Below are 26,156 nucleotides of genomic sequence, written 5' to 3' on the forward strand. Positions count from 1 at the left end.
TTATGAAGATACTAGTGACTGGTGGAGCTGGCTATTTAGGTTCTGTTTTGGTACCAGCCTTGCTGGAATCTGGCCATGCAGTTACGGTAATAGACAATTTTATGTACAAACAAAATAGTCTAGCAACTCTTTGTACTAATAAAAACTTTAATGTAATTAATGCTGATGTGAGAAATACTTCTACATTGAAATCACTTTACACTAGCCATGATGTAATCATACCTTTAGCAGCCTTAGTAGGAGCCCCAATTTGCTCCAAAAATCCTGTAGGTGCAACGACTATTAATAAAGATGCTGTCCTTAAAATATTTGAGGTTTTAAGTAAAAATCAGATCGTACTTATGCCTACAACAAATAGTGCTTATGGTACCGGAGATGAAAACAATTTCTGTACAGAGGAATCTCCTTTAAGGCCAATCTCTCAGTATGCTATAGACAAAGTTAATGTAGAAACCAAGCTTATGATGCTTCCTAATGCCATTAGTTTTAGGTTGGCGACAGTTTTCGGAATGGCGCCAAGAATGAGGATAGATTTGTTGGTCAATGATTTTACATATAGAGCGTTTAATGACCGAGCTCTTGTTTTGTTCGAGTCCCATTTCAAAAGAAACTATATTCATGTACGTGACGTAGCGAGAGTTTTTATACATGCACTAAAGAATATAGATATTATGAGAGGGAATATTTATAACGTTGGTCTATCATCAGCCAACTTATCTAAACGAGAGTTGGCTGACAGAATCAAACTTCAGTTGCCTGAAACAGTTATTGTTGAACAGGCCATAGGCAGAGATCCTGACCAGCGAAACTATATTGTGTCCAATGAAAAGATTGAATCTACAGGTTTTAGTCCTAAATATGATATTGATTCTGGTATAGGCGAGTTAATTAAAGGTTATTCTATGATTAACAATTCAGTTTATTCTAATATATGAATATACAAAGAGATGTCATAATCCTCTGCGGAGGATTGGGAACTCGTTTAAACTCAATCTCATTTGGAAAACAGAAATGTATTTTACAAGTGGATGGAAAGCCATTTTTAACTCATATACTTGATTGGCTTGCCGATCAGAACTTGTTTAAGAGGGTGTTCTTGGCGACAGGTCATGGCTCTTCAGAAATTATTGATATTTTTGAATATAGTTATAAAGGTATAACTCTAATTTATTGCAAAGAAGATGAACCTTTAGGGACTGGAGGAGCTGTGCTAAATCTTGTCAATAAATATCCACTCACACAAAAATTCTATTTAGTCAATGGAGACACATTTTCCCCTTTTCAGATCCAGCTTTTAGAGCAACCTTTTAAAAATAAAGGTTGCTCAGCAGTTTTGCACTCAGTGGTTGTGGAAGATGCTAGACGCTATGGAAGTTTGGAAATCTCGACACTTGGAAAAATCCAAAAATTTAAGGAAAAGTCAGTGCAAGCAACTCAAACAATTACAACTATCAACGCGGGAACCTATCTTTTTGATCAATCTATATTCAAGGAGTATTGTGAAATTAAATCTACATCAAAATTCTCTCTAGAATCTAATATACTAAGTCAATTAGCAGCAGATGATAAGTTATATACAGTAACTACCAACTCAGAGTTCATTGATATAGGTATACCAGAGGATTATGAAAGATCCCATGGTTTTATTTCTAACTATTTACAGAAATCTTGATAAGAAAAATTTTTTAGAATTGAACATTGCTTCCCCAAGAGTAATATTCAGTTTGCTTTAAGTAATCATTGATAGTATTAGACCATAGAACTTCGCTAGCATTTTCTTTTTGAAGGAGTTTAGATATTATTGTAACCCATTTAATTCTGTATAAGGATACGAATATTTTTAGATTGCTACCATCGAATTGAATGTTCATTGCATTACTGGCAATTTTAATCATTTGATGAACATCTTTTTGTTTGATAATCTGGTTGGGCTGGAGTATGCAATCCGCTAATAATTTATATGGATCATCCCAACCCGCATATTCAAAATCTATATAATTTAATCCATCAGAAGTTCTCAACATATTATGTATGCCTATATCTGATGGAGATAAGATCCTGATATCATTTATGAAGCAATTACTTGTGATCAAACCTATAGCATTTAGTTGATTAATCAGTCCATTCACTATACCTTCGCATTTTTTGTATGACTTCATTATTAAATATTTTTTGCAATCTATTAATCTAGTTTCAATCAAGTCTAAATGCTCCTTATACGTATTACATGATTCCGATGCAGCATTTACTGGTATTTTATCTGGGTTCTCTAAATTCTGTATGCTTTTTATAAAGCCAAAAAACTCAGACCAGTCACTACAGCTTAGTTTAAGTGGCCTAGTTCCGTCTATCCAACTAAACAAAGCCCAATTTTCTTTTGTATTCCAGCTAAGGGGTTTTGGAACTTTATATATCCCATTGTATCTGATTAATCTAAGTACATTGACTTCGGTAGTTAGCCGGGGCCTTTGATCATCTCCCTTGTTTGGATATACCTTAAAAGCATAATCTTTACCTTCGGTCTTAACATGATAAACATTGCTATTATTGCCATTTCCTACCGCTTCTATTTTATAATCATAGAATCCCATATTCTCTAGGGCATGACTAATATCTCTATTCATCAATTAATCAGATCCAATCCTTTAGTTCCTTCCAGTCTGTCATTTGACAATATCTATCTGAACTTTTCTTTTGTAATGGATTAAAGTGTATTCGTTTTATATAAGCTGGTATTGACTCTAGAACTTGTGATAAATCATCTATAAAATGTGTGCATTTAACACCCACTATCCTTTTTACTTTCTTTTCCATTGTTGGTTCAAAGTATACATCAGATCTTGTTATTAGACCATCTGCCTCATCAAAGAAATCGTTACCTTCCAGCCACCTTGTGGCAGCCTTGTGTAAATCATACTTAGGGCCTTTATAGGGAAACTTTGTTTTGTGACTTATAATAAACAACTGGAAGCCTTGCGACTTGGCATATTTAAGAGCACATTTTACAGTATTTGAACAAACCATATTAGCCAACTGAGAGCCGTAGACTTCCCCTTGCAAGCTCGTAAAATCATCCTCTAAGCCTTTTTGGATAAGGTGTGATCTAATATCTACTTTTGTTGGCGCTACCTCTTCCGTAATTAACTTTTTACTCAGTGCTAAATCATAAAATACTTGATCATAACTAACAAGAGTATTGTCAAAATCTAATCCTAGCCTCTTCATATATCCATGATCTTATTGATAATCCCATTGTAGTCAATTTTGGCTAATTGTCTTGTATAGCTTTGGTCGCCTAGTTCATGGATAAATTCACTTTCACACCCAATCCTATATAGAGAGATATTGTTGGTATTGTTTGTCTCTAATAGCCATTCTAAAACTGTTGTAGCTAATCCACCGCTTTTATAATGTTCTTCAAGAACAACCCATTTATGGAAACCATTATCAATAAGATTGTTGAGAAAAAGTTCATCTAATGGCCTAACACTTCCCATCGTCGAAACACCTACATTTAGACCAGTTTCTCTAAGACTGTCGGAAGCAATTAATGCTTCATTAACAATAGGTCCTATTGAAAGTATCATCACTTCTTCACCACTCCTGACAATATTCGCTTTACCAATGCCAAGATTGTTTGACTCATTATGTATATTTGGCTCACCCTTTTTTCCAATTCTAATATATGTGGGTCCTCCTAACTCAATTGCTTCTCGAAATTGTACTTTCAGTTGCGCACTATCCGCTGGAGCAAGTATTCTTATTCCCGGTAACGCTTTGATTATTGCTATATCCTCTAAGGAATGATGCGTGGCACCTAGTTCAGCATAGGAAAGTCCAGATCCAGTGCCTACAATTACAACAGATGCTTGATGATAAGCAACACCTATCTTTATTTGTTCCAAGCATCTAGTTGTAGTAAACGGCGTAATTGTATAAATCACAGGCTTTAGACCTGTAAGAGCCATGCCACTTGCCAAACTCATCATATTCGCTTCTGCAATGCCACAGTTGATAAACCTGTTTGGAGCAATTTCTTTAAAGCTATCAAACATCCTATTGCCAATATCACCAGATAGGAGAACAATATCTTCTCTGACTTTTGCAAGATTAGTAATTTCTTGAGCGAAAGCGTTTCTCATTTTTAGGATAACTCCTTTAATGCTAGTTCTAATTCTTCAGTATTTGGAGTTCTGTAATGCCAATTATTGTCATCTTCCATGAATGATATTCCTTTACCCTTTATTGTATGAGCAATGATCACACTTGGTTTTTGAGTTTCTTGTTTTGCCAGTTCAAAGCAATTTAGCAATTCACCTATATTGTGGCCGTCTACTTCTAAAGCATGCCATCCAAATGCATCCCATTTTTTTGCCAATGGATCAAGGGCCATAATGTCTTGACTTCTTCCAGTTGCTTGCCACTTGTTGAAATCTATAATTGCAGTTAATTGAGAAGTCTTCTGTGCTGCAGCTAGTAACGCTGCTTCCCAAATACTTCCCTCATTGCATTCACCATCACTCAGCAGGGCATACGACCTAAATTTTTGATCTGCAATTTTACTGCTTAGTGCCATTCCCAAAGCCATTGGTAAGCCATGGCCTAAAGAACCGGTCGCAGCTTCAATCCCTGGTATTAGGCCTGATTTAGGAGGGTGTTCATGAAATAAACTTCCATTCTTTCCAAATCCATTTAGTTCTTCTTTTGGGAAAAAGCCTCTTTCAGAAAGTATTTGAAGTAGTACAGGGGAAGCATGACCTTTACTTAGTAGGAATCTATCTCTACTCTTATTGTATGGATCTTTTGGATCTATATTTAATTCACTCCAATAGAGTGTTGTAAGAATCTCTATACAGGAAAGGCATGATCCTAAATGAGGTATTTTGGCTTTTGAAGATGTCCAAATAACTCTTCGCCTAATAATTGAGGCTAGTGTTCTGAGCCTTGAAACTTTATCTGCTAAGTTACTATGTTTTATTGCGTCCATTAATTTCCTTCAAGATTTAGATTTTTCATCCATTTAACTGTATAGCATTGATCTGTTTCTAGTAAATTTCCACTTTCGTATGCTTCACATATCTCGTCTATTGCATGTTGAATGGTTTTCTCTGGCTTGAACCCTGTATTTAAAAGTTTTGTTGAATCTTGTCGATATGAACGTGGATCATTTGATTCGGTAATAATAATTTCCGATTGTACTCGAGATGTTACTTTCTTTGCAATTTCTAATATTGATATATTTTCAAAGCCAGCGTTGTAGCATCCACTTTCTAAATGTGGATTTAAAAGAAAATGTAAATAAACATTTGCGATATCATCTATATGGATATTTGGCCTAGTTTGCATCCCTCCAAATACATTTATACGTTGATTTTTTAGTGCTTGGAAGGTCAGCATGTTTACGCTAACATCCAGTCTCATTCGTCTTGATAATCCACATACAGTTGCAGGTCGTATGCAATGAATTTGCATTTGGTCCTTATATGAAAGAAACACTCTTTCCGCGACCATCTTAGTCTTGTTATATACAGAGATAGGAATTAGGCTAAGATCTTCTGTGACTTTAGGCTCATCCTTTAATCCATACACACTTCCTGAACTAGCGAAAATGAATTGTTGAACACCTTCTCTTATAGCTTTATCCGCTAACTGCTGGCCTGCGAGAACATTGACTTCCCAACTTAAAGTTGGGTTTAGTTCAACAGCTGGATCATTAGCAATATTTGCTAAATGTATAATTGCTTCTACTCCCTTTAGGGGGATTGAATCTACATCTCTTATATCAGCTTTTATATTCTGAAGATTTTCATGCTTCGTAAGATAGTTGCCAAACCATTCGTTGTCTACATTAATAATTTCATGTCCCTTTTTGAGTAGGAGGGGTATGAGTACAGACCCTTTGTATCCACATCCTCCAGTTATTAGTAATTTCATGACTTGTGTATATACTCCCAAGGCTCATTAGAAAGCTGTTCAAAGTTGTTATCAATCCATGCCATAGTCTCTAGGATTCCTTGATCTAGAGATATTTTATCAGACCAATTCAGTTTACTCCTGGCAGTTTCACTATCTAATAAGTAACTTTGGTCCTTCCCCAGCCTTTCTGCTTCAACCTCTACTATTTCATTGGGTTTGACCCCAGAAATTGAGCAGATTTTGAATACCAGTTCTTTAATTGATATCTTTTTCTTAGTGGATAGATGCCAACTGCTGCCAGGCGACGCTTGAAGCATTATTTTCAAAGTCCCATCAACAACATCTTTGATATGAATAAAAGATCTTTCGGATGAACCTCCTCCATGTAGGCGCATCTTCTTTTTACTTTTAGCGCTTAGAATTGTCTTTGGAATGATTCGATAAAGTTGCTGGCCTGGACCATATACATTCGCTGATCTTGTAAAGACCACAGGGAATTCATAGGTTTTAAAAAAACTCATAAGATGCATATCACATGCTGCTCTACTAACTGCGTAAGGAGTGCTTGGATTAAAATGGTTATTCTCTTTAATCCATCCATTTTCTGTGCTTCCATAAACCTCTGGAGTGGTGACATGAACGTATTTTTGTAAGAAGGACATTTTTCTTAGTTCATCATGAAGCATCACTTGTGAGACTAAATTTGTCTGATACCAATGTTGGGGATTTGACCAACTCTCTGCGACCATACCCTGCGCCGCAAAATTCACTATAAAATTAGGTTTTACAACCTTTATTTTATCAATGAGTTCTGTTATGTCTGTATTAATATTATATTGATCAAATGTGAATCTAGTTAAGTTATTCTTTTCCCATTTGTATGCTAAGAATGGATCGCTGGGTTCATTAGACCTGCTAACTCCCCATACTTTGTAATTTTGTTGAAGAGCATGATTAACAAAATGGCTGCCACTAAAGCTATTACTGCCAATCACCAAAATTTTATCTTGTGTCATTTTTCTAGCACTTCAATTAAATTATTTGTTAGAACAGATTTAGCAATCGGAGTGTTTCCCATTGTTTCTACTGCAATTGATGCCATACAACATCCTATAGCAGCTGTTGCCATCATTGGCTCTCCACTCGCTAAACCTGTAGCCATTAAAGCTAGTAAGGAATCTCCTGCGCCAGCAACATCTAATGGATTTACGCACAATGCTGGAAATGCTTGTGAATCCATTTCATTAGAAGAATTTCTATCGTATGCAATAAAGCCTTCTGCGCCCAACTTCATAATTAGACGTTGACTTTCCGTTCTTCTGACTAAGTTTTTGCTAAGTATCTCTAGTCCAGTATCTTTATCTTGGAGCGCAATACGGGCCTCACGTTCATTAGGACACAATAATGAAAAGCCTTTAAATCTCATAATACTTCCAACTTGGCTACTACATTGCAAGTCTCCAAAGAGCAGTAGCTTATGCTTTTCAGCTAAAGATCTGACAGCCTCTAAGATCTTTTTAGTTACTACACCGTAGACAAAGTCTGAGATAACAATGCCGTTTACTTGAGGCGCTATTTCTTCTAGCTTATCTAAAATTTGTTGTTCTATATCTTGACTTAAGAGGTGATCTTCTAGTCTGCTAACTCTAAATAATTTTTGATTTTCAACTACATATCTTTTTTTAAAGGTAGTAGGACGACTGTTGTCTGTGACTAAGTGGTTGCCGATATTTCTTTTATTCAAATCAGCGTGTACTATTTCGGCGGTCTTGTCATTTCCTACAACTGAAATTAAATCGCACTTAGCACCAAGTGCTCTTATATGTGAGGCCACAACTGCTGCACCTCCTATGAAGTTTTTGTGTTCGAGCTCTCTTACAACGACTACAGGTGCCTCCGCACTCATGCCAACAGCCTCGCATGCAGCATATTGATCAATGATGGTATCCCCAAGTACAGCCAGTCTGGAATTTTGCCATGCCTCCATTGAGTTCAAGAGCTTATTCAGGTCCAGATTTTGTCTTTTACAAGCAACTTTAAATTTCACTCGTCTATCTTTAATTAATTCTTTTTCTGATCTTGAAAGTAAATCAGTTGTAGCGTAATGTATTTCACCAGCGTGAAATTCAACTGTTTTTCCCTGACCTCTTAAAATAGAGGTTGCTTCCAATATTTCTTTATCCATAGAGTTTTCGTATTCTTTACCAAGAACAAGCAGATTGGGCATAAGTATTTTTATCGCCTGGCTCAACTCATTATCTTGTAAAAGGATAACGGCATCCGCCATTTCAATCATGGCTAGAGCTTCAGCTCTTTCTTTTTGCTTAAATTGATAACGTCTTTCACTTTCACCTTCCCCATCACCTATCAATGCAACAGCAAGGACATTCCCTTGGGCTTTTGCATGTTTTAAATACCGTATATGTCCAGGGTGTATAGTTGTAAAATGTCCATAGGCCAAAGTTAGATTTTCTATAGGCTTAGCGTCTTTAAGCTTGATTATTTTAGAGCTCATGTTTCTATTGTTACCCTCCCTGCTATTGAGCCATCCCTCATCTTAGCGATAGCATCATTTATGTCTTCCAGTGTGTACGACTCTCCAAGAATGCAATCTAAATTTAAAACACCTTTTTCTACCAACCTTGCTAGTTGAGGTATATCCTTGCTTGGTTGGCATTCACCCCCATGCGAGCCCACTATTGTTTTTCCAAAGTGCAAAGGGAGTGAAAATATATTTATCTCTTCTCCCTTTTTTGGAACACCTACTAGAATTATTCTGCCATTAGAGTGAGTGAGTTTATAGCCCATTTCAATTATTTTGGGGATACCTGTATTGTCAACAAAGACATCTAATGCTTGGCCATTTAGTAATTTACTAATCGCCTCTTCCGGGTTCTCACTATTGCTGTTAATTACATATGTTGCACCAACCTTTTTGGCTAATTTAAGTTTATTGTTATAGATGTCTACAGCAATAATTGGCCATGCAGAACGTAATTTTGCGGCTTGTATGATATTTAACCCTATTCCCCCAGCGCCAAATACTACAATTGACTCTCCTATTTGTATCTTAGCATTGTTTTGTATTACTCCAAAACCAGTAGTTACTGCACATCCAAATAGTGCAGCGATACTAGGTTTGATATTTTTATCTATTTTAGTACATCTATTTTCACTGATTATTGCATGAGAATTAAAGGTTGTTATCCACCCTGCATTAACTTTATTCCCCTTCCATAGATAATTAGGTGGAGGGGCTTCCATTCCCAGGCCTTTTTTCCAGTGTAAAACCACCTTGTCCCCTACTTGAATATGTTTTACACCAGCACCAATTTCAAGAACAGTAGCGCAACCTTCATGGCCTAGTAGGTGCGGGAGGTATGGATCTGGTCCCTTGACTCCACTTATTTCCCCCAGCTGAGAACCACATATTCCACTTACGTGAATTTTTACTAATACTTGACCAGGCAGCAGTTTGTCAGGCAATAAAAGGGTATCGACAACTAATGGTTCATTTTGTGAGACCAGAATAGCGGCCTTAAACGATTTAATGCCAGACTTCATTTGCTTGCCTCTACTCAAAATAAATGAATGAGTGGTCTCCTGTATAGCCAGTATTTTCGAACCACCAAAGCCATTCTTTAGGTGTATGAAATGCTTCACATGTAAGTTGCCAATATAATAGGTTGGCTTTTTCTTTTTCATTCCTATAGCTTTCAACACAGATATACTTGTAATTATTACCAACTCTTTCAATCTCTTTCAGGGCTTTCTCTAGTTCGTAGGAATATAGGCAATGCAGAGTATTAATTGAGATGACCAAGTCAAAATAATTATCCTTCCAAGGAAGCTTTGTAGCATTGCCAAGTTTTATATTATCCTTCACTTCTTCTTTGGCATGCTCTATTGCATAACTGGAGATATCTAAACCATGTACCTCTGCATCAGGAATTACCTTTAGCCAATCATAGAGCAGATAACCTTTGCCACAGCCAATATCAAGTATTTTGGGATGCTTGGGAAGTTTAAAGTAACTAGACATTTGTCTTGCGACTTTTTCCCATCTTCCTTCAATATATTGATATCCGCCGTAGCAGATTCGGCGGTCTCCATCCCAATAATCAAATCCCCATCTTTTAGCTAATTCGGCTGCTTTTTCTTTAGGGTAAATAGGATCATTTACTCGTCCTAAATAATCTCTATTTGTGCTTTTATGAAGCACACTCATGAAATCAACTTCAGACATTCAAATTCTCCAAAGCTTTCGGCTTGTTTGTGTTGAGCCATTGCATACAGAGATGACCAACAATTAGCTGGCTATCTTCAGCAATTTGCATGTCATTTATGCCAAGATGTATGGCCACACTGGCAAGATTTAGGCACTTTCCGCCATCGAATGCAACAATTGCATATGTTTTTAGACTTAATTTATTAGCAATTTCTAAAGCCTTAACTACATTAGCCGAGTTTCCACTTCCTGAGAGGACAATCAAAAGATCTTTAGGATTACCTTTGACCTCTATTTGATTTGCGTAGATATTTTCATAGCCTGTGTCATTGGCTAAACATGTTATTAATCCTGTATTAGCGGATAAGGCTTCTACCTTTAAGCCAGAAATTTTTGGTGCAGGTCCACAGGCTCCGATGCCGTAGTGCAGATCATTCGCCATGTGTATTGCATTAGCTGCACTTCCTCCATTACCGCAGATAAAGACATTGCGGCCTTCAACCCATGTGGCTAAAAGATCATGTGAAAGATTCTCTATTCCTTTAATTACATTTTCACTAAAGCAACCTACTAATTGCTTTAAATAAAAACTTGTAGAGTCTTTAAAATTCGAGGAAGAGTTATTCATTAATTATCTCCCAAAGATTGTGAGAAAAGTTTTTGTGCCTCCTGCAGTGACTCAGATGTCCCTATATCTAAATACGGGGCAGTGGTATGCCATGTTTGTATTCTACCTTTCAGCTGAGGAATTATTTCCATACTGAAATCTTCTACACCAGTCGGAAGCTTCGCCAGCCAATCTAGAAAGGGTTTGTCAAATAGGTAGATTGCCCCGTTGGCACAATTCCCTGGTGGATTAGGAACTTTCTCATGAAACTCTTGCATGACACCATTGGAGTCAGTTACCACAATGCCGCAATTTCTAGGACTTGAGGTTTTAAATGTAAGCATAGTTAGTAAGCACTCCTTAGGCTTCTTGCTATGTGCTTTTATTAGATTCCCCAGATTTGCTGATGTGATGTTGTCTGCATGGATTAAGAGGCCTGTTGAGTTTTCAAAGAAGTCTCGATTAGCAAGCATTGTTCCTGCTGTACCGAGTAACGTTGTTTCATGTACTGTTTTCAAAGACATGGATGATTGGGGCCAGTCTTGAATAAAACTGTTCACCTGCTCAGAAAGATAGTGGGTGTTTACTAGGCAAGATTCACAACCGAGTGCTTCTAGGTTTAAAAGCCACCGTTGAAGTAAGGGTGTATGACCTATTTTGACTAGGCATTTAGGTGTGCTTAATGTAAGAGGCCTTAATCTTGTGCCATACCCAGCAGCCAACAAAAGAGCTCTTAATCTAATCTTATTAGTATTTTTCACTAGAATTCTATTTTTTCAAGGATTAGATCTGCTAGGGCAAAACTTGCTGTGAAGGCAGGAGAAATGCAGTTCATAATGTGTGTACTGTTTCTGCCTGATAAGCAAATGAAATCATCTTCTAGCCTATGCGATTTTTGATTAAATAACTGTGAACGTATACCAACCTTTTTGCTTATTTGAATGTGATTATACTCTATTTTGGGAATTAATTCTTGAGCAGATTTGATTAGAAAATGTGGAATGGAAAGAAATGATTGTTCATGTACATACTTGCGAAAACCACCTCTATTGTTGATATATTGATTGGATAAAAGCGCAAGGTTTTGTATCGCCGACCAAGGCTCTATGCCTTCCAGTCCATAATAATTTTCTCGCCCCAATGCTGGTGTAGCAGTTGGTCCAATACTTATTTTTGGTTTAAGATCTGCGCTTGGAGTGAAATGGACTCCTAAGAATGGAACATTGAGATCTGGTACTGGATATAAATTGCATTTGGGCTGTATAGAACATTGCTCTTTGATTTCCCAGTAAAGGCCTTTGAATGGTAATAACCGATAATTTAAGCCTACCTCAAATTTATGAGCCACCTTGTCAGCTTGAAGACCGCTACAATTTATAAGGTGTGAATAGTGTAATTTTGTACCATCATTGAGTATGACTTGTTGTTCGTTTGGAATTGGGTTCCAATTTGTTTGACCTTTTATAAATTTTACTCCTTTCTTTCGCAACTCTGACTCTAGAGATTGAACTACAAGTATTGGTTTGACGACACATGTATTTGGACTCCATAGCGCTCTGCCAGTAGCAGTTCTTGCTTCAGGGAGGTGAGAATAAAGTTGTTTTTCATCCCATATCTCTATCGTGGCTCCATTAGCAACACCTCGAGTTGCAAGAACATCTAGTTGGTCATCAAGATGCTCCTTTTGAGGAACAATGACTTTGCCACATTTGTTGATTGGCAGGCCTCTGTCTTCGACCCATCGCCGCAATCTTTTGGCTCCTTCGACACATACCTTGGCTTTAATTGTTCCTGGCTGATAGTAAAGTCCAGCGTGCAAGACGCCGCTATTCCTGCCAGAGCTATGTAGTCCTATGTCTAACTCTTTTTCAACTATTATTATGCTCTTAGTAATTTTTTTTTCTAGCAATTGATTGGCTAATGATAGCCCTACCATGCCACCTCCGATTATAATTACATCTCCAATATTTTCTTTCATGATGAATAGCTGGAGAAGATAGATTGTAGCTGAAGACAACTATTCTTAACGCTAAAAAATTCATTAACTTGAAGTTTTCCTGCTTGGCTTACCTTCTCTAATAACTTTGGATCTTGAATCAGCATTTTAAGTTTATTGGCTAAATCTCTTGAATCGCCTGGGTTGAAAATCAACCCTGTCTTGCCATCTTCGACTAGTTCTGAGGCTCCTCCAACACCCGATGTTATTAGGAGAAGACCGCTTGCTTGCATCTCAGCCCCTACTATTCCAAAAGCTTCTGGGTAAATGGAGGGGAAGATGCCGACTCTATGGAGTATGAGCATTCTCGCGAGTTGTTCTCGATTTAGGTTTCCCGTAAAAATCACTATATCTTCTAACCCTGCTTTTCTTAGTAAGCCCTCCAGCGCTTCACGATAGCCACTCTGGAAAGAAGCTCCTGCAATCATCCCGTTGACGTAAACCCCACTTTCTTTCAAGCCTATTAGGGCTTCAACAACTGTGTGGGCGCCTTTGCTGCCCATAAGTAAACCTGCAAAGCAGACGCTTAACGGGTTGGTAGATGTTCCTAATTGAGCTTGCTTGCCTTGAGAAAAGGTGTTAATTGGTGGCAAATTTCTTCTTAAAGACTCTTCGCCAAATAACTCAACTCTTGCTCCTGGATAGATTACAGGTTCATTACTAATTGGAAACCCCTCTCTGATCATTGAACTCTTTACTGCTTGACTTGCACATACCATCTTGTAGTTTTTTTCAGTTGGGTAACTATGTATTGGGTAAGGTGCTGAGATAAAGCCTATATGATGCACAATGGGTAGTTTGGTTTTTATTAATACTGAAAGAATTTCTGGTCCAATTAAATCTAGATTTCCAAGCAGGATCCCGTCGAATTTTTGTTCTCTAATAATTTCTTTTAGCTTCTCATTGTTCCATTGATTTATTGAATTTATTTTATTTGCATCCTTTAAAAAGTTAAGCCCGTTTTCGAAAGTGCCTTTTAGAATGAGTTTTCGTTCGATTATTTCCCCGCTTGGGCTAGGTCCTTGTGGGCCCAAGTAGGCCGCATCGGAACTTGCCACTACTATTTGATAGCCAAGTCGCATCAAGCCCCACGCAAAGTCAGCCATACATCGCCCGTACCCACCAAGTTCTTGTGGTGGGTAGAGGTTGGTAACGATCAGAATCCTTTTAGCCATAGTGTTTGATGGACCGCTTCCCTTTAAAGCAACGTTTGAAACATCGTTTGATTAAGAGCAGATGGGAGAGATGGCTTTTCCCAGCTCTTTGCGCAGTGCCTTACACCGCGTCGTTGATTTGGCTAGTTCAGCGTGGTCAGCTTTGGGTTGCTCAGATCATGCTGACACCTATTTTGATGGGGGCAGCGCTTATTGGTATCACTTGGCTTTTGGCTCATGCGGAGTTTCGGATGAGCACTAGTATCTCTGTAGAATCTTTCTCAAAAGTCATACGTAAATGGTTGCGCTCCCTACTAAATCCTGGTCCTTAGGAAGTTCTTTGGCAGAAGGGAATAGAGATGCTTTGGCAAAGTTTTGGTTGGCTGCACCAGTAGATCAGCTACAAACACTATGGTCGTCTGAATTTGGTCAAGCTTCAATGGCCTTAATTGGCCAACTGACCCCAGATAGTTCATTTACTCCTGAGCAGGTTGCGATTCGAGAAAGCATTAATGAGCGACTAAGAGCCGAAGGCCTGCAGCAGCCATGTGCCCCACAACTTCTTTTGGCAGCCTTTCTTTATTCACCCCCAGGTTTGATGACTATTGCCAATCCAGAGCAGAATCTTCCTGCTTGGCTGGCTGCAGAATATAAAAAAATTTATGAGGGTTCTTCAAGCGCAACAGAACCAGTACAACCCGATACGGTTTCTAGGCCAGTCCAGGCAGAGAATGTTCCTGCTTCGAATGCCCCTCAATCAGCTTTGCCTGATTTTGGTCCCTTCCCTAGTTCGTTGCAGGAATTAGTTGGTAATAGGGTTCAGCTAAATAGAATCTTGGGACTTTCCAACTTGTATTACATAGATCCTGAAGATCAGGAAATTCTCGGTGAGCTTCGACAGCTGCGCTCTCAGTTGGTGGACTTAATTCTTCAAGCACCAGAACCAACACTAGAGCAAATTTGGGCCAGTGATTTTGGCGATCGTTTTTGGGCCATGGTTCGCTCTGGGGTTCAGAAAGAAACTTTGGCTGATCAAGATGAGCGCTATAAAGCTTTGGCAGTTCAGAAACTTGATCCAAATGCGGGAGGAGGTTTTGGTAAACCTGGAGCAATCAATGCCTTTTTGGTATCAATGCTTTATTACTTGCCGGGCACTATGAAAGTTGATGATGCTCAAAGCAAGTTGCCTAATTGGCTTTTTCCACATTATGAACAATTATTTGCTGCAGCTATTACTTCCAAATAAATAGCCCTAAGTGCGCATTTTGATTAGTCATCCCAATCATCCTGCACAGTTCAGGAGGTTGGCACCTTATCTTGCAGATCAGGGGCATGAGTTGATTTTTTTGTATGAGCGAAATGAGTGGAATGCACCTAAAAACCTTAACTATCGCCTGATTCATTATTCCCCTCATCGTTCAGGAGGTGGGCCATACATTCATCCTTATCTGCGCAGATTGGAAAGTGCAGTTTTGCAAGGGCAAGCAGTTTTTAGGGTTTGCGAGCAATTACGTAGAGAGGGCTGGGTGCCTGATGTGGTAATCAATCATGTTGGTTTTGGTAATGGACTTTATTTGTCAGATGTTTTCCCTCAATCCCGAAGAATTGGTCTATTTGAGTGGTATTACAACGCCGACGATAGTGATGTTGACTTTTTAAATAAAGGAGCAGTCTCTGGTGATAGGCGGATGCGCTTGAGAGGCTGGAATGCACAGACACTATTGGAACTGGCTGCAGTTGATTGTGCTGTTACTCCGACTGTTTGGCAGCAGCAGCAGTTCCCTGAGTTTTTGCGAAATCGTTTTCATGTAATTCATGAAGGCATTGATGTTGAGGCGATGGCTCGACTAAAGCCTCTGAAGGGACTAAGACCATTTGGCTTGCCAAATGACAAAAAAATAGAAGTAGTGACCTACCTCAGTAGAGGGTTCGAGACTTATCGAGGCTTTCCGCAGGCCATGGAGGCTATGGCTTTAGTGCAAAAACAACGTCCCAATGTTCATCTGGTTTTAGCTGGGTCGGATGAAGTTGCATATGGCCCTGGTCGTTCAGATGGAAGGACTTGGCGTCAATGGGCAACAGAAGAATTGCCTCTTGATCCTGAGCGCACTCATTGGGTAGGGATTCTGCAGGAGCCTGAATATCATCAATTGCTTGCCTGTAGCCAGGTCCATTTGTATCTCACTGTTCCTTTTGTGTTGAGTTGGAGTTTGTTAGAAGCAATGGCTGCTGGTTGTTCATTAGTCGCTAGTGCGACACCACCTGTGATGGAGGTTCTTGAGAATGGTAAAAACGGATTGTTAGTAGATTTTTGGGATTCTCATGCTCAGGCAGCTGCTATTCAACGGTTGCTTGATGATGCTTTTCTCAGTGAAACCTTGGCTAATCAGGCACAAAATACTGTTTCAAGGTATACATCTCAGAACGGTTTGAGGGCATGGGAGACCCTCCTAGTGTGTGAGGACACAAACGAAACCGCCACGCATCCTTGATAGGACGTACTTAATCGCGTATCGTCGGTCGGCGTCTAACTCTTTTATTGATTAGTACGCACACGCCGCCCCCTTGGTGGGTGCGGTAGTGAGGACACGACCCACCCACCAAACAGCGAACTGATTCACAACTAATGGCCTACAACTCAATTACCGGGACCGACACTGCTAACACCCTCGTTCTCGGGAGCAGCACTAGTGATTCGGTAACAGCACTAGCAGGAAACGACACCATTCTTGGTGCAGGAGGCGACGACATCGTCTCTGGCGGAGGAGGTAAAGACAGCCTTGGCCTCACTGAAAACTTCAGTGGCGGTTCTGTCCTAGGTGGCAGCGGTGCTGACAACTTTGCAGTAACTGCCTCCTTCAACAGCTCCACCATGGATGGTGAGTCTGGAAACGACACACTTTCCTTAACTGCAACTCCTTCTGCAGCAGTCCTTTATGGAGGTGCTGGTGCCGACTCTCTATATGTCGCCACTACCATTAACGAAGCCACCATTAAGGGCGGTAGCGGTTCAGTAACAAGTACCGATGGAAATGACACCATCTATATCGGTGGTACTGCTACTGCCTCAAACATCCATGGAAATGGCGGTAAAGACACCATTGAAATCAATGGACCTCTAATTACAGGAAGTGATGCAGCTGGTGGTGCTGGAGCTGACCAGATAACAGTTCTTGGATCAGTTTCTGGTTCAACAGTTACTGGCAACAAGGGCTCTGACACCCTTCACATCACTGGCAACGTTTTAGGAACTTCTGTTTACGGTGGTGGTCCTCTTGATACCACTGACGACTCTGCAGATAGCATCCTTATTACAGGTTCTGCCTCTTCAGCCTTCCTTCAAGGTAATGCTGGTTCTGACACTCTTTATGTCACCTCAAGCGTTGTTGATGATTCTTCCGTAAAAGGCGGTAAGGATGCCGACTACATAACCATTGGTGGAACACTTTCCAAATCTGATCTTTCCGGTAACAAGGGTGCTGACACTCTTGCAATTGGAGTTGTTAATAGCGGCACTGTTTACGGTGGCTCAGTTACAGAAACAACAGTTGATAGCGCTGACTCAATTTGGATAAGTGGATCTGCAAGCGCAGCTACTATCCAAGGTAACGCTGGTGCTGACACTCTCGAACTTGACTCCACATTCATCAAATCAACCCTTAAAGGTGGTGCTGACGCTGACCAAATCAATATTGATGGCTCAATCAGCATCTCACTAGTTGCAGGTAACAAGGGCTCTGACACCATTCTTTCCGGTGCTGGCGGCACACTTAAGCAGGCAACTGTTTGGGGTGGTAATTCAGCGGGTGACCTAACTGGAGATGATTCAATTTCCCTTGGTTACTCAACCCTTGATGCATCTACTGTTTATGGCGGTGCCGGTGCTGACACCTTGGTGATTGGTGATGGTGAAGCTAATACCTTCGCTTACAGCGACATCAAAGCATTCGCTGGTAAGGACTCATTGGTTATCAAAGGTGCCTTTGATGAAACGAACCTGGATGCAGGCGCAGGTAATGACACCTTCTACATCAGCTCTAGTGGTGGATCTATTAATAGCGACGCCAGCTATACCGCTGGTGCCGGTGCTGACTACGTAAGTTCCTCCAACATCTGGGGCGGTACTGTTTACGGCGATTCTTCAGCTGATGACACAGCAGGAGGTGCTGACTCCTTAATGCTTGGCACACTCAGCAAAGTTGCTGTTTACGCAGCAGCAGGTGCTGACTCCCTAAGCGTGAGTTCTGCTACAGGTGCTTCTATCTACGGCGGTACAGGTGCTGACACCTTCAACCTTGTAAATGATGCAGCTGGAAGTAGTTATGTAGAGACTGGAGCTGGTAATAACCAACTCTTCGCAGCAGCTAGCTTTGTTTCCTCAACTGTGATTGGTGGAGCAGGTAATGACACCCTGACCTTCAACGCCATTAAGACAGCCACTGTTACTGGTGGAGCAGGAGCTGACTCTCTATATGCTTCTGGTGCTATCGCAGGCGGCTCTATAGAGGGTGGAACTGGTGCTGACACCCTTTGGATCGCAGGTGCAGTTAGCGGATCAGCCGAGATTTCCGCGAGTTCTGACACCAAGACTCTTGTTTCCTTCGGAAGCACAATTGCATCCAGTACTGTCCTCGGAGGAGATGGAGCTGACTCAGTTATCTTCCAGGGAACACACTCTGCTACTACCGTTCTTGGTGGTGCCGGCGCTGACTCACTTCAATTCGTAGGAAATGTTTCTGGAGCATCAATTGTTTCTGGAACTGGGTCTGACAGCCTCTACTTCTCAGCCGTTACCGCTACCAAGATCACCAGTGGATCTGATTCAGCTGGTTGGGTATCAGTAGGTGGAAACGTTATTAACGGAACCGTCACAGGCGGCTCTGGTAACGACACCTTGAACTTCGCCGGTTACGCCACTAAGGCTGACATCGATGGAGCTGCCGGTAATGACTCCATCTATCTTGCAGGCGAGGTTGTTTCCTCAACTGTTATTGGTGGAGCCGGTAATGACACCCTTACATTTGGTCATGCAAGCCCAGTTACTGGAGCTTCAATCATCGGTGGAGACGGAGCTGACTCTGTTACATTCACCCTTGGAATGACTCAAATCAGTTCCAGTACCTACTACTTCGGTTATAACTCTGGCGCTGACACCTTCACCTTCGGAGGCAACCTTGGTAGAAGTAACGGAGGAATCGTCTTCGGCTACTCTGATAGCTACTCAGGTTCTACTGCTGCTTCTTACAACGCAACTGATAACAAGTCCACCTACACAGTTGGAGGAACAACAGTCCTTACAATTGCTGGACAGTCAACTAACGTTCAGATGGTTTCAGTCACACAAGGAACAATCGATACCCTTGGTGGCTGATCGGATCTCTACTTGTTATCAAAAGGGCGGCTTTGCCGCCCTTTTTTTTGTCTTTAATAATTGATGTCAGCTTCATTTCACAGACTTGAAAAGCTCTTGTTTGGCTGGCCTGATGAGCTTCCCAAGCAACTTCCAACTACTGATCTGGCGGTAGATGCCTCTTGCTATCTAAGACGTCAGGATTGGACAAGCTCAGAAGCAATTCTCTTATCTGGATTAGCGTTGGACCCGGATGATTTGGAATTGTTTTGGCTCCTTATTTTTTTGCGTCTTTCTGAATCGAGATATCTTTCCATACCTGATTTACTCAAATCAGTAGAACAGTATGAGCAGCATCAGCATGTACCGTTTTGGTACTTGAAGGTTCAATTTAGACTTACCAACAGAAGTAACTTAGATCTAGACAAGCTTTATCCTTTGATTGAAAAACAAACGAATAGTGAGTTACTGCGACAGCTCTCGTTAATCGCTATTGCATTACGTTTATGTGATTTTAAGAAAGTTGAGTTTTTGGTTACACATTTTTCTGGACCTAATTGCCTGGAGTTCTTGCGACTCAAGGCACGCTTTCTGGAAATGGTTGGCAATGGGAAAGAATCACTGTCAATCGTTTCCAAAGCCCTGAACCGTTTCCCAACTCATCGCGGTTTGGCTCGTCAAACTTCAATTCACGCAATAAATGCTAAGGATTCAAAGGCAGTAATTCCTGCTTTGCGGGTAGGTGTGTCACACCATGGAGAAGTCCCTTCATTTTTAACCCAAATTGTCCAAGTAAAGTTGATGCAACGCCAGCCTTCCTTGGGCAGAAGAGCTGCTTTAGTTGATAGTACCTGGTCTTCAATTGACTCCCATCAGATTAATGTTGCCAACCATGTAAGTACATATGAACATTGTGGCAATGTTGAATGGTTCCCATGGCTTTTACCATCTCTGCGGGACCCTTGGTTTAAGGAAGACTTTGATATTGGATTACTTACAAATTTAAATCTTCAATACGCGAGCATAGAGTCACCAATTGCTTCTGAATTAGCCACATCTTTTTGTAACCGATTAGCGTCACTTCCTCTTATTGCCGCTCAGCTTGCTCAAGCCCCTCAAGCTCAGGCAGCTACTTTGCCTAAGAAAATAGCTTGGGTTAGTGGGGATATTGCATATCATCCTGTTTCACGCTTTCTACACAGCTTTCTTAGATATGCGCATACTGTTGGTTCACAAGAACATGTAATTGTCTGTACTGAAGATCACTTAGAGCATTCTCTTGCTTCTCACTTTGAGGCATTAAAGGGTGTTGATGTACTTGATTTAGCTCCTATCCCTAAGCAGAATCGTGTTCCATTTGTTCGGGAACATAATATTGATATTGCGGTTGACCTTTCAGGCTGGACCGGAGGTTGTTTTCAGCCTGGATTCTTAGCAAGAATGGCACCTTTGCAAATTAATTACTTAGGATATTTTGCGTCGACAGGTAATCCTTCGACTGATTATTGGCTAGGCGATGAGAATCTTTTTCCTAACCCTATGAGCGAATGGCATACAGAGAAGTTGCATCGGCTTGATAGGTGTTTTCTGGCTTGGGAACCTTCGCAAATTTTTCCTGAGTCACAAGTTGATGTAACTGAAGCACCCAAAGGAGGCATACGTTTTGGCAGTTTTAATCACAATCGCAAGCTTTCTGATGCAACTTTAGCGTTATGGGGTCAAATTCTTGAATCGATACCTGATTCGCGGCTTGTTTTAAAAGCAAATGTTCAAACAGATCAAGGTACACAAGAATTGTTGCGACGCAGAATGATTAGACAGGGCTTGGACCCTCAAAAGGTTATTTGGCTACCTCTGGCGGATAGTAGTCACGATCATTTGGCTCAATACGCAAATATAGATGTTGCGCTTGATTGTTTCCCCAACGGAGGATGTACCACTACTTGTGAGGCCTTATGGATGGGAGTCCCAGTAATTACTCTTACAGGTAATACTTACGTAAGCCGAATGAGTACAGCAGTTTTAAAAGGAGCTGATTTGGGTGAATGGTGTGTTAACTCCAAACAGGAATATTTGAACATGGCCATAGCTCAGGCACAGCAGTTGAATGTATTGCGCCTTGATAGGGACAAATGGCGCAATCATATTAAGAATAATCCAATAGGAGATGCTCATTCTTTGATGGCATCCTTGCTTTCATCATTTAACTATCTTTATAGTTCTATATCTTCTATATGACTATTTCTTTGCTTACATGCCTTTTGGTCAATGAGTAGTAAATTTCTTCTAGTTCGTTTGTAAGGCGCTTGGCATCTGATAACGGTGATTGATGAAGTATTTCTCTTACTTTCTGTCTTTCTTTAAGATTTCTCGGGCCTTGTTTGGATAATTTGATCGCTTTTTTAATCAATTCTGATTCACTTTGACATACCCATTCTTTGAAACCTCCATTCATAAGAATACTGGCAGAAAGTCTACCTACCATGCCTTCTCCTGCAATCGTTAGAACTGGCACGCCCATCATTAAAGCTTCGCAAGTTGTGGTTGCTCCTCCATATGGTAGAGGGTCTAGAGCTACATCAACTTGCTGATAAAGGCTGACATGGTTTAGCCACCCTTCCACCCAGGGCAGTATTACTAATCTTTCATTTGCAAGCCCATTGTCTTCAAAAAGATCTCTTATCCTATCTTGCTCAGCTTCTTCTACGAAACTGATACTTTTCAGGACAAGCTGTGCTTCTGGGGTTGCTTCTAATACCTTGCAGAATAAGTCTATAGTCTCCTGAGTTAATTTCCTTGAGTGATTAAAGCACCCAAATTGAAAGTATTTATTTGCAACTCTTTCTCTTAATTTTGGCTCTACTTCAGGCTTGAACGCCATGTACCCTCCACTAACCTTAAGGAGGTTTTGCTGCTTATCAATACCCTGTAACCCATCAAATAAATCTTGATCTCCTATCCAGCCATCAATTGATTGGAGATATGTAGGTGCATAAAAACCTAGATAGCTAAGTTGAATTGGTGCTGGGCGATGAATACAAATACCTATTCTGCTATTACCAGTAAATCCACCTAGCTCAACTAAAATATCTAATTTTAGATCAGAGATCAGACGTGCTATCTCAAGGTCTGTTCCAAACCTAATATTAAGCCAGTGGTTACATTTATTTTTTATTTTTGTGCTTAACTCGTCTTCTTTCACTGTGCAATTTAGTCCCCATACTTCTACACGTCTCCGATCATGACTCTCTATTATTGGTAATATAAAACGTCCGACAGGATGGTTTGCGAAGTCTGCTGATAAATATCCAACTTTTAAAGCACGCTTGTTTGGATCCTCATGAATTACGTCTCCCCAAAGATCTCCTACCCCCTCTTTTTTCTTTCTCCCTTCCCATAAAAGTGACATCTTTTGTCGCTCTGTTGAACTAATGAGGTGATATCCAGCACCTAAGAATTGCAAATTCATTAAATAGGTGTCTGTAAGTTGTTCAATTGGCCCTGCCGATCTTTGAAGAAGTTCCATAGCTTGTTTATGCTTGCCCATTTCCGCCAAGCTTTGACCAAGTGATTGTTCAAGATCCGCATGACCAGGATTCCAACGGAGCCCTTGCTTTAAAACCCAAGTGCACCTTCCCATGATTTTCATGCTTCTCAGGCAAGCTGCTCGGTTGAGCCAATTAATGGGATTATCTGGTTGGTTAATACATAAACTGGTTAGTAAAGCTTCGGCTTCTTCAAATTTTTGTTGTTTAATAAGTAATCCTGCTTTTGCACCTTGGACAAGATTATTAGTAGCAATTTGATTGGGCAGTGTTCTTATAAGATTTTGTGCTGTTAAGAAGTCTCCTTTTTCTTGTAAGACGGTGATTCTATTTGCGTAGCTTCTTGGATCTTCAGGGTCTAGTTTTGTAGCTCTTTCAAAAGCAGATAATGCTGCGGACCAATCTTGTTGTTGATGACAAATAAGACCTAAGTCTAGCCAAACTCCCAATCTATTTTGATCGTTTTGAATTAGCTGTTCTAAGACTTGTCTGGCTTCGTTTATGTGCTTAAGACAGCGGAGATTTTTTGCTTGGGCAAGTCTCAGGTCAATATTGCCAGGATGGGATTGAATGCCTTGGTCTATCCACCCTTTGGCTTCAATGTGGTCTTCTAGTTCGAAAAGAGCATTTATTCCGTTTAATCTTAAAGAGACTTCCTGAGGGAATATTTTGAGATAGTGGTGGTAGTGTGCTCTGGCTTCTTTTAGGCGTCCTTGGCTTCTGAGCAGAGCTCCTAAGTTAATCGCGTCACGACAATCTATTTTGGCTTCTATAGAGCCTTTTGTAAGTAATTGTCGGTAAAGCTCTTCTGCATTGCCAAGTAGACCTTGGTGGTGCGCTAACCAGGCTTTTTGGCGTAGATCGGATTCTTTACTCGACATGCTCTCTGATCTGCAGGATCAATCTTATGAAAATGCCTACCAATTAATGGAGGTAGGAGCCTCTGTACCTATTAAAGAGTTGGAAGGAGTCATTCAGAAGGCTGAAAAGGCTCATTTGGCTACAAAAGATAATCTTTGGTTATTGCCATGGGGTTTGGCTTTGTGGCGGCAAAAGTTATTCGTTGAGGCATTGGCTGTTTTAGATAAAGGTAATGATCAGATTTTATTTAATACTGATTTTCAAATTTTACGTGGCATGGTTGCCCGAAAACTCCCTGATGGTTATCAAATTGCACTAGCTTCTTATAGGACAGGGATCTTATTGGATCCAGAAAGATCAGATTCTTATTATAATTTCGGGAATATGCTCATGGATGATGAGCCAGAGGTTGCGGAGCGTATATTCAATTTTAGCGTTCAATATGATCCTCAAGCAGCGCAATCATGGCACAATTTAGGAATTACACTTAATCATCAGTCTAGGTATGAAGAGGCTTTGAATGTTTTTCGTCTAAGTTTGAGATTAGACCCTATGGTTGCTGATACATGGTGTAATCTTGGCCTGGCATATTTTGGCTTAGAAGATTTTGAAAGTGCAGAGTCTAGTTTTGAACATGCTATATCGCTAGATGCAACCCATGGAGCTAGTCATATTAATATGGGTAATGTTCTGATTAGTGTCCTAAAACCTGATCAGGCGCTAACTTTTTTAGAAAAGGGTGTTGAACTTGAATCCAGCTCAGCCAATTCCTTGTGGAATCTTTCTCTTTGTTATTTACTCTTAGGTCAATATAAACAAGGATGGGACTATTATGAATCTAGATTTGCAACTAAAACTTTTGAGGACCTTATTCGGCCTAGTTTGGGAGCCCAGCCAAAAAACCTTTTAGAATGTCCTAAGATTGGTGAAGATGAGGAGCTTCTTGTTTGGAGTGAACAAGGATTAGGCGATGCAATTCAATTTTCCAGATATTTAAATCTCTTAGATGCTTTGAAGATAAACTATAAATTTATGACAAGACCAGCTTTGGTAAAGCTTTTTAGTCAATGGTTTGGTTTGGGAGAGCGTGTTATTAAGCAACCCAATAAAACTAATAAAGAGGATTTGAGATGTCAGATACCACTTCTGAGTTTGCCAAAACTTTTTGGAACTGAATTGAGTACCATTCCTTCTTCAACTCCTTATTTAAAACAACCCGAAGGCCCTATAGACGAGTCTCTGCTTATCACTCCTCATCCGGCAGGACTGTCAGTTGGGATTGTTTGGGCATCTAATCCAGATAACAAAGCTATGTATCGCAACAAAAGTATGCCCTTGGAACTATTTATGCCTCGCTTAATAGATTTGTTGGATCTAGAATTAATTAATCTTCATTGCTTGCAGTTTGGTGAGGATGCAAAACAGTTAGATCCTTTTCGTAACCATCCTCGAATTACTGATTGGTCTAAAACCCTGAAAGACTTTTCTGAGACAGCTCATATTATTAACCAATTAGATTTAGTCATTTCTGTTGATACAGCAGTGGCTCACTTGTCAGGTGCGTTAAATCGTCCTACATGGTTACTATTGCCGCACAATGCTGATTTTCGTTGGTTGAAAGACAGGCTAGATTCTCCATGGTATCCAACAATGCGTTTATTTCGTCAAAAGGAACATGGTGATTGGCCTGGACTTATCAATGATCTGAAAACTGCAATGGACAATCTTTTCTTGCTTGATATTGATGGTTTGTCGAACGCTAAACTTAGATAATGTTGATTTTACGCTCTCTGGAACTCGAAGACAAAGATGTCGTAAGTCTTGTTCGGCGTCATGAGTTAGTGCCCAAGTTGTTGCGACATAAACTAGAGGAACAAATTGTAGAGCTTGTTCCTATTGCTGATGAGTATATTTTTGAGAGACGGCAAGAAATGCTCGGAGAGCAGGATGAAGCTCAGTACTTAATTAGTCGTGGGTGGACGACTAATGATTTTGAATTTCATATTCGTAGAGCTGAAGCTATGAAACTTTTCTCTGAGCATCAATTTGGCCCTGCCCTTGAAGAATTATTTCTGACTAGTAGTGCAGAACGGGATACCATTATTTATTCCCTATTACGTGTTAAAGACGCTTTTCTGGCTAGAGAGCTGTGGATTAGATTAGAGGAAAATGAAATAACCTTTGCTGAGGCTGCAGCGACTTACGGAGAGGGTCCAGAAGCATCTTCTAAGGGAGTTATTGGACCTTTGCCTATAGGTAGATTGTTGCCCTCTCAGCTTGGCGAAATGCTTAGGCGATTGCAGCCTGGAGAAATTGCCCCGCCTCAACAGTTAGGAGAATGGGTTGTCCTGCTGCGACTGGAAAAACTCACATCAGCACGTTTTGATGAAGAGATGAGAGAGCAACTCTTGAATGAGCAACTGGAGGAGTTTCTGGCTAAACGCGTTGAACAGTTATTAGACGGTGAGCAGGTTGATCCACTGCATTACGATCCTTAAT

At 40.3% G+C, this 26,156-nt stretch carries 23 protein-coding genes; 9 read left to right on the forward strand and 14 right to left on the reverse strand.

Annotated features, from left to right (window positions below; translation table 11 throughout):
• Positions 1-14 precede the first annotated feature (14 nt).
• Together SOI83_RS06860 and SOI83_RS06865 are read left to right on the forward strand one after the other, a co-directional pair.
• Positions 15-935, forward strand: coding sequence for an SDR family oxidoreductase (locus SOI83_RS06860; protein WP_320675956.1), 921 nt, complete (start codon positions 15-17; stop codon positions 933-935).
• Positions 932-1,672, forward strand: coding sequence for a sugar phosphate nucleotidyltransferase (locus SOI83_RS06865; RefSeq protein WP_320675957.1), 741 nt, complete (start codon positions 932-934; stop codon positions 1,670-1,672). The genes SOI83_RS06860 and SOI83_RS06865 overlap by 4 nt, the downstream gene beginning before the upstream one ends.
• A 13-nt stretch (positions 1,673-1,685) precedes the next feature.
• On the opposite strand, the gene SOI83_RS06870 is transcribed toward SOI83_RS06865, so the two are convergent.
• Genes SOI83_RS06870 through SOI83_RS06930 form a run of 13 tightly spaced genes read right to left on the reverse strand, consistent with a single transcriptional unit; the run spans position 1,686 to position 13,922 of the window.
• Positions 1,686-2,624, reverse strand: coding sequence for a phosphotransferase (locus SOI83_RS06870; protein WP_320677696.1), 939 nt, complete (start codon positions 2,622-2,624; stop codon positions 1,686-1,688).
• Between the two features lie 7 nt (positions 2,625-2,631).
• The gene (locus SOI83_RS06875) at positions 2,632-3,225 is read right to left on the reverse strand and encodes a hypothetical protein (RefSeq protein WP_320675958.1); all 594 of its coding nucleotides are present in this window, start codon (positions 3,223-3,225) and stop codon (positions 2,632-2,634) included.
• Positions 3,222-4,142 carry a transketolase family protein gene (locus tag SOI83_RS06880; RefSeq protein ID WP_320675959.1) on the reverse strand — a complete coding sequence of 307 codons (921 nt, stop codon included), beginning with the start codon at positions 4,140-4,142 and terminating at the stop codon, positions 3,222-3,224. The genes SOI83_RS06875 and SOI83_RS06880 overlap by 4 nt, the downstream gene beginning before the upstream one ends.
• Before the next feature lie 2 nt (positions 4,143-4,144).
• Entirely contained in the window at positions 4,145-4,987 is an 843-nt protein-coding gene (locus tag SOI83_RS06885; RefSeq protein ID WP_320675960.1) for a transketolase, read from the reverse strand.
• Positions 4,987-5,934, reverse strand: a complete 948-nt coding sequence (locus tag SOI83_RS06890) for an SDR family oxidoreductase (RefSeq protein ID WP_320675961.1) — start codon at positions 5,932-5,934, stop codon at positions 4,987-4,989. Before SOI83_RS06890 ends, SOI83_RS06885 begins: the two co-directional genes overlap by 1 nt.
• Positions 5,931-6,932 carry a GDP-mannose 4,6-dehydratase gene (locus tag SOI83_RS06895; protein WP_320675962.1) on the reverse strand — a complete coding sequence of 334 codons (1,002 nt, stop codon included), beginning with the start codon at positions 6,930-6,932 and terminating at the stop codon, positions 5,931-5,933. The genes SOI83_RS06890 and SOI83_RS06895 overlap by 4 nt, the downstream gene beginning before the upstream one ends.
• Complete coding sequence (locus tag SOI83_RS06900) at positions 6,929-8,431, reverse strand: PfkB family carbohydrate kinase (RefSeq protein WP_320675963.1); 1,503 nt, start codon at positions 8,429-8,431, stop codon at positions 6,929-6,931. Before SOI83_RS06900 ends, SOI83_RS06895 begins: the two co-directional genes overlap by 4 nt.
• Positions 8,428-9,480: a zinc-binding dehydrogenase gene (locus SOI83_RS06905; RefSeq protein ID WP_320675964.1), complete on the reverse strand. Its 1,053-nt coding sequence runs from the start codon at positions 9,478-9,480 to the stop codon at positions 8,428-8,430. Before SOI83_RS06905 ends, SOI83_RS06900 begins: the two co-directional genes overlap by 4 nt.
• 10 nt (positions 9,481-9,490) lie before the next feature.
• A complete protein-coding gene (locus tag SOI83_RS06910) occupies positions 9,491-10,162 on the reverse strand; it encodes a class I SAM-dependent methyltransferase (RefSeq protein ID WP_320675965.1) in 672 nt (223 codons plus the stop codon).
• On the reverse strand, positions 10,155-10,772 hold the full coding sequence (locus tag SOI83_RS06915; protein ID WP_320675966.1) for an SIS domain-containing protein: 618 nt from the start codon (positions 10,770-10,772) through the stop codon (positions 10,155-10,157). The genes SOI83_RS06910 and SOI83_RS06915 overlap by 8 nt, the downstream gene beginning before the upstream one ends.
• Positions 10,772-11,512 carry a nucleotidyltransferase family protein gene (locus tag SOI83_RS06920; protein ID WP_320675967.1) on the reverse strand — a complete coding sequence of 247 codons (741 nt, stop codon included), beginning with the start codon at positions 11,510-11,512 and terminating at the stop codon, positions 10,772-10,774. The genes SOI83_RS06915 and SOI83_RS06920 overlap by 1 nt, the downstream gene beginning before the upstream one ends.
• Positions 11,512-12,729 (reverse strand): NAD(P)/FAD-dependent oxidoreductase, encoded by a 1,218-nt coding sequence (locus tag SOI83_RS06925; protein ID WP_320675968.1) that lies wholly within the window; start codon positions 12,727-12,729, stop codon positions 11,512-11,514. Before SOI83_RS06925 ends, SOI83_RS06920 begins: the two co-directional genes overlap by 1 nt.
• Complete coding sequence (locus tag SOI83_RS06930; RefSeq protein ID WP_320675969.1) at positions 12,726-13,922, reverse strand: glycosyltransferase family 4 protein; 1,197 nt, start codon at positions 13,920-13,922, stop codon at positions 12,726-12,728. The genes SOI83_RS06925 and SOI83_RS06930 overlap by 4 nt, the downstream gene beginning before the upstream one ends.
• A gap of 8 nt (positions 13,923-13,930) precedes the next feature.
• On the opposite strand from SOI83_RS06930, the gene SOI83_RS06935 reads away from it, so the two are divergent.
• From SOI83_RS06935 to SOI83_RS06955, 5 genes are all read left to right on the forward strand, one after another.
• Positions 13,931-14,233, forward strand: coding sequence for a hypothetical protein (locus tag SOI83_RS06935; RefSeq protein ID WP_320675970.1), 303 nt, complete (start codon positions 13,931-13,933; stop codon positions 14,231-14,233).
• Positions 14,200-15,147: a hypothetical protein gene (locus SOI83_RS06940; protein WP_320675971.1), complete on the forward strand. Its 948-nt coding sequence runs from the start codon at positions 14,200-14,202 to the stop codon at positions 15,145-15,147. The genes SOI83_RS06935 and SOI83_RS06940 overlap by 34 nt, the downstream gene beginning before the upstream one ends.
• Positions 15,148-15,157: 10 nt before the next feature.
• On the forward strand, positions 15,158-16,393 hold the full coding sequence (locus SOI83_RS06945; protein WP_320675972.1) for a glycosyltransferase: 1,236 nt from the start codon (positions 15,158-15,160) through the stop codon (positions 16,391-16,393).
• Between the two features lie 134 nt (positions 16,394-16,527).
• On the forward strand, positions 16,528-19,272 hold the full coding sequence (locus SOI83_RS06950; RefSeq protein ID WP_320675973.1) for a calcium-binding protein: 2,745 nt from the start codon (positions 16,528-16,530) through the stop codon (positions 19,270-19,272).
• A gap of 63 nt (positions 19,273-19,335) precedes the next feature.
• Positions 19,336-21,489: a hypothetical protein gene (locus SOI83_RS06955; RefSeq protein WP_320675974.1), complete on the forward strand. Its 2,154-nt coding sequence runs from the start codon at positions 19,336-19,338 to the stop codon at positions 21,487-21,489.
• Here the strand turns inward: SOI83_RS06955 and SOI83_RS06960 are convergent.
• The gene (locus tag SOI83_RS06960; protein ID WP_320675975.1) at positions 21,482-23,677 is read right to left on the reverse strand and encodes a tetratricopeptide repeat protein; all 2,196 of its coding nucleotides are present in this window, start codon (positions 23,675-23,677) and stop codon (positions 21,482-21,484) included. The genes SOI83_RS06955 and SOI83_RS06960 overlap by 8 nt on opposite strands.
• Here SOI83_RS06960 and SOI83_RS06965 point away from each other — a divergent pair.
• Both SOI83_RS06965 and SOI83_RS06970 read left to right on the forward strand, forming a co-directional pair.
• Positions 23,676-25,430, forward strand: a complete 1,755-nt coding sequence (locus SOI83_RS06965; RefSeq protein ID WP_320675976.1) for a tetratricopeptide repeat-containing glycosyltransferase family protein — start codon at positions 23,676-23,678, stop codon at positions 25,428-25,430. The genes SOI83_RS06960 and SOI83_RS06965 overlap by 2 nt on opposite strands.
• Positions 25,430-26,155: a peptidylprolyl isomerase gene (locus SOI83_RS06970; RefSeq protein WP_320675977.1), complete on the forward strand. Its 726-nt coding sequence runs from the start codon at positions 25,430-25,432 to the stop codon at positions 26,153-26,155. Before SOI83_RS06965 ends, SOI83_RS06970 begins: the two co-directional genes overlap by 1 nt.
• Position 26,156: the final 1 nt, after the last annotated feature.

Origin of the sequence: Prochlorococcus sp. MIT 1300, assembly GCF_034092375.1 — a bacterium.
GTDB lineage: Bacteria > Cyanobacteriota > Cyanobacteriia > PCC-6307 > Cyanobiaceae > MIT-1300.

Excerpts from the sequence above, each read along its gene's own strand:
- SOI83_RS06865 (WP_320675957.1), top strand. The coding sequence starts at position 932 with ATGAATATACAAAGAGATGTCATAATCCTCTGCGGAGGATTGGGAACT.
- SOI83_RS06870 (WP_320677696.1), bottom strand. The coding sequence starts at position 2,624 with ATGAATAGAGATATTAGTCATGCCCTAGAGAATATGGGATTCTATGAT.
- SOI83_RS06875 (WP_320675958.1), bottom strand. The coding sequence starts at position 3,225 with ATGAAGAGGCTAGGATTAGATTTTGACAATACTCTTGTTAGTTATGAT.
- SOI83_RS06880 (WP_320675959.1), bottom strand. The coding sequence starts at position 4,142 with ATGAGAAACGCTTTCGCTCAAGAAATTACTAATCTTGCAAAAGTCAGA.
- SOI83_RS06885 (WP_320675960.1), bottom strand. The coding sequence starts at position 4,987 with ATGGACGCAATAAAACATAGTAACTTAGCAGATAAAGTTTCAAGGCTC.
- SOI83_RS06890 (WP_320675961.1), bottom strand. The coding sequence starts at position 5,934 with ATGAAATTACTAATAACTGGAGGATGTGGATACAAAGGGTCTGTACTC.
- SOI83_RS06895 (WP_320675962.1), bottom strand. The coding sequence starts at position 6,932 with ATGACACAAGATAAAATTTTGGTGATTGGCAGTAATAGCTTTAGTGGC.
- SOI83_RS06900 (WP_320675963.1), bottom strand. The coding sequence starts at position 8,431 with ATGAGCTCTAAAATAATCAAGCTTAAAGACGCTAAGCCTATAGAAAAT.
- SOI83_RS06905 (WP_320675964.1), bottom strand. The coding sequence starts at position 9,480 with ATGAAGTCTGGCATTAAATCGTTTAAGGCCGCTATTCTGGTCTCACAA.
- SOI83_RS06910 (WP_320675965.1), bottom strand. The coding sequence starts at position 10,162 with ATGTCTGAAGTTGATTTCATGAGTGTGCTTCATAAAAGCACAAATAGA.
- SOI83_RS06915 (WP_320675966.1), bottom strand. The coding sequence starts at position 10,772 with ATGAATAACTCTTCCTCGAATTTTAAAGACTCTACAAGTTTTTATTTA.
- SOI83_RS06925 (WP_320675968.1), bottom strand. The coding sequence starts at position 12,729 with ATGAAAGAAAATATTGGAGATGTAATTATAATCGGAGGTGGCATGGTA.
- SOI83_RS06930 (WP_320675969.1), bottom strand. The coding sequence starts at position 13,922 with ATGGCTAAAAGGATTCTGATCGTTACCAACCTCTACCCACCACAAGAA.
- SOI83_RS06935 (WP_320675970.1), top strand. The coding sequence starts at position 13,931 with ATGGACCGCTTCCCTTTAAAGCAACGTTTGAAACATCGTTTGATTAAG.
- SOI83_RS06940 (WP_320675971.1), top strand. The coding sequence starts at position 14,200 with ATGGTTGCGCTCCCTACTAAATCCTGGTCCTTAGGAAGTTCTTTGGCA.
- SOI83_RS06950 (WP_320675973.1), top strand. The coding sequence starts at position 16,528 with ATGGCCTACAACTCAATTACCGGGACCGACACTGCTAACACCCTCGTT.
- SOI83_RS06955 (WP_320675974.1), top strand. The coding sequence starts at position 19,336 with ATGTCAGCTTCATTTCACAGACTTGAAAAGCTCTTGTTTGGCTGGCCT.
- SOI83_RS06965 (WP_320675976.1), top strand. The coding sequence starts at position 23,676 with ATGCTCTCTGATCTGCAGGATCAATCTTATGAAAATGCCTACCAATTA.
- SOI83_RS06960 (WP_320675975.1), bottom strand. The coding sequence starts at position 23,677 with ATGTCGAGTAAAGAATCCGATCTACGCCAAAAAGCCTGGTTAGCGCAC.
- SOI83_RS06970 (WP_320675977.1), top strand. The coding sequence starts at position 25,430 with ATGTTGATTTTACGCTCTCTGGAACTCGAAGACAAAGATGTCGTAAGT.